3 protein-coding genes are annotated in these 2,510 nt (G+C 45.6%); all 3 read right to left on the bottom strand.

Going from position 1 to position 2,510, the window contains the following annotated elements; all coding sequences use genetic code 11:
• Window positions 1-38: 38 nt before the first annotated feature.
• Window positions 39-1,700 carry an IS66 family transposase gene (gene tnpC, locus BFL47_RS18895; RefSeq protein WP_139125879.1) on the bottom strand — a complete coding sequence of 554 codons (1,662 nt, stop codon included), beginning with the start codon at window positions 1,698-1,700 and terminating at the stop codon, window positions 39-41.
• Window positions 1,701-1,769: 69 nt separating this feature from the next.
• Window positions 1,770-2,126: an IS66 family insertion sequence element accessory protein TnpB gene (tnpB, locus tag BFL47_RS18900; protein WP_069661352.1), complete on the bottom strand. Its 357-nt coding sequence runs from the start codon at window positions 2,124-2,126 to the stop codon at window positions 1,770-1,772.
• Window positions 2,126-2,434 (bottom strand): IS66 family insertion sequence element accessory protein TnpA, encoded by a 309-nt coding sequence (gene tnpA / locus BFL47_RS18905; protein WP_069661353.1) that lies wholly within the window; start codon window positions 2,432-2,434, stop codon window positions 2,126-2,128. Before tnpA ends, tnpB begins: the two co-directional genes overlap by 1 nt.
• Between the last annotated feature and the right edge of the window lie 76 nt (window positions 2,435-2,510).

A 2,510-nucleotide genomic window follows, 5' to 3' on the forward strand; every position in this document is an offset into this window, starting at 1 on the left:
GTATGCATACGGGCTACGCCCTCCACGATTCTAATTGATTAGATCTGGGTATTTTTCCAGCGGTGAGGCATGAGATCACTATATTTCCCTTCATATTCAGGGTCATTAATTTTGTAAAGCACATCTGTTATCCAGTTCTGTGGATCTACACCATGTTTTTTGCAGGTAGCAAAGAGCGAATATACCATAGCAGCATTTTGGGCCGTATCATGTGTTCCGCTGAACAGGTGATTTTTTCTTCCGAGCGCAATTGGTCTCATAGTATTCTCTATACTATTGTTATCCAATTGTAAATGGCCGTGTAACGTATAATAATGCATATTGTCCCAAAGTTTGAGTGCATATCCCATCGCTTTACCAATAGGACTTTTGGGCAATACTTTTGGATATTCTGCTATCATCCACAACTTCATTCTTTCTAATATCGGTTTCACTTCTTTGAGCCGGAGTTGTACAATTTCATCTTCTGCCATAGTGGGCGAAGCTTCTCTGATCTGTTTTTCAATAGCATACATTGCAGCGATTTCCTCCACAGCGTGTTTTGCCCTTGGTAGGTCATTATCAGCCGATTCATCAAATTTCCTTCGAATATGACTCATGCAAAAGAGCTGTTTTACCCGTTCATTTCCTGCCAATGCCGTCCCGTACGCCTGGTATCCGTCAGTTTGCAGCACACCATGGAAGTCCTGCAACATCTTTTTTGGATGCACATGTTCACGGCTGTCACAATATTGAAAGAAGAGCAGGCCTGAAGGTGGAGAATGAAAAGCCCACATATAACCGTTATGGCAACTTCCTTTTTTACCTCCCTGGAGCACTTTGTAGGTCGTCTCGTCAGACTGCAGGTATAAACTGCCCAGCACTTCCCTTTTCAAAGCGTTATAAATGGGACCAAGGGCTTTGCAGACTGCTGCTACATTATCTGAAAGTGTGGAAGCAGATATAGGGATATCCTCCCTGGCAAACATTTGCCTGATGCGGTACAGTGGTAAATGATAAACATACTTGCTGATCAGCAGGAAAGCAAGTACCGATTCGTCGAACAACCCTCGTTTTACCGTCCGTGAAGGAGCTGGTGCCTCAAGTATTCCAGGCCTGGTGATATCCCGGCTATCTTGAAGTGCCCATTTGCGGCGGACGATACATTTCACCCACATTCTGACAGGTTCAATGACCAGTACCTCAGTCTGCTCACTGCCGATGAGTTTGTAAGCACTCAGGTCGCCCTGTGGATCAATAATCACTTCTTTGCGTTCCAGGTGTGCAGGTAGCACCATACGTTTTGCCGTACGCGGAGCCTTGCTTTCTTGCTGCTGTGCTTTGATTTCTTTGCCAAGCTGCTCTGCAGCCTGTTCCACAACTGCTGGCTGGGCTTCCAGGGTAAAAAGCTCCATCTGACCGGGAAGGGCAAGTTTAACGCGGTTATCGGCACTCATGCCAAATAGTGCTCTGCGCAACTTGTCAAGGCTGGCCATCAACTCTGCCCGTTGCTGCTCCCACGATGATTTTTCCAAAGCATAGTTCTTTTCCAGTAGCGCTTTTTCCCGCTGGCTGTCCTGATATAGCTTTTTATAGTCGATCGTTTCTCCCACAGCACAAAAATAACACAGGCGGAATAAAGTACAATAGGGCAACGGACTTTGTTCTCCACCATAGCCAGCCCATTTTGTGGAAAACCCTTGAAAACAGCAGACTGACACTCAAAAGTCACCTTTAATGAGATACAGGAGGGATGTGATACCGCAGCAGGTATTTTTGCTGTGGAAAGTTTAATCGACTGCGGGCAGCGAATATCTTTTACGCCGGCGAACACTGTCCAAACGAATGCCCCGCAGGATCAGCAGCAGCGCTTCACTGCTTAATCTGATGCTATGCTGATCAGTGCTGCCAGGGAGTTCATAAGTGCCGCGTTCCAAACGTTTCTGGTAAAGGGCAAAGCCATCGCCTTCAAAGTGGAGCAGCTTGACCTGGTTTCGTCTGCGGTTGAAAAAGATATAAATATCACCGCCCAGCGGGTCTTGCTTCAGTTCCTTGCGCACAATACCACTCAGGGAATCCATCCCGCAACGAAAATCAGTAATACCACGGTAAATATAATAATGATAGGCCGATGAAAGGGATAGCATCAACTAAGAAGTTCTTTGATAAACTTAACCTCAATGCTTCGGTAAAAACTGATCCTGTGACCATTTTTATGGCTGATCTCAAAAACAGGAATATCCGAAGGCGCTATTTCTACCGTTACAAAGCCAGAAGCTGATGGTGATGGTGATACAGGCTTAGTGTCGCCGCGCAGCTTGCGGACCCAGTAGTTGAATTTGAAAAAAGATAGCCCTTTAGACTTACAATAGCCAATCTGGCTCTGTCCGCTGGCCTTCCAGTTGCTATAATGAGCGTACATTTCTGCGTGTAAGTCGTTTCTTTTCGTGTCCATGCTTTAAATCTTATGTTTGGGACAAAATTAAAAATGGACTCTATCAGATCATAGATGGCTCTGGGCGTATGCATAC

It is taken from the genome of Arcticibacter eurypsychrophilus (genome assembly GCF_001730525.1).
In the GTDB taxonomy this organism is placed as follows: domain Bacteria; phylum Bacteroidota; class Bacteroidia; order Sphingobacteriales; family Sphingobacteriaceae; genus Arcticibacter; species Arcticibacter eurypsychrophilus.

Excerpts from the sequence above, each read along its gene's own strand:
- tnpB (WP_069661352.1), bottom strand. The coding sequence starts at position 2,126 with ATGCTATCCCTTTCATCGGCCTATCATTATTATATTTACCGTGGTATT.
- tnpA (WP_069661353.1), bottom strand. The coding sequence starts at position 2,434 with ATGGACACGAAAAGAAACGACTTACACGCAGAAATGTACGCTCATTAT.